The organism is Streptomyces sp. AC627_RSS907, from assembly GCF_019049165.1.
Map to the genome: position 1 here is coordinate 1 of NZ_JAGMUE010000207.1, position 570 is coordinate 570.

1 protein-coding gene is annotated in these 570 nt (G+C 74.0%); it reads left to right on the forward strand.

The window, feature by feature from the left end:
• Positions 1 to 59: 59 nt before the first annotated feature.
• Positions 60 to 570 (forward strand): sigma-70 family RNA polymerase sigma factor (locus KUM32_RS32205; RefSeq protein WP_308408771.1); only part of this gene is annotated, 511 nt, incomplete at its 3' end.

Here is a 570-nt window from a genome sequence, read left to right on the forward strand (position 1 = left end):
CTCGCGGGCCGGTGCCGTGCGTGCCCTGGGGCAGTGCGACGCGGAGCACGGTGGTGCCCGTGTATGAGCGCGACGACGAGGCGGTGACCGCGTGGGCGCTGGCGGCGCGCGGCGGCGACGCCGAGGCGGTGGACCAGTTCATCCGGGCCACCCAACGCGACGTGTGGCGGTACGTCTCGCGGCTGAGCAACGACCCGCAGTCGGCCGACGACCTCGTCCAGGAGACGTACCTGCGGGCGCTGCGCAGCCTGCCCCGCTTCGAGGGCAGGTCGTCGGCCCGTACCTGGCTGCTGTCGATCGCCCGTTACACGGTCGTGGACCGGCTGCGCTGGAACGCGGCCCGGCCACGCCTGTCCGACACCGACGACTGGCAGACCGCGGCCGAGTTGGCGCAGTCCCGCGAGTTGCCGGGGTTCGACGAGGGGGTGGCCCTGTCCCAACTCCTGGGGCAGCTTCCCTACGAGCGGCGCGAGGCGTTCGTGCTCACCCAGCTCCTCGGGCTGCCGTACGCGCAGGCCGCGCTCGTGGCCAACTGCCCGGTGGGTACCGTGCGTTCGCGCGTCGCGCGGG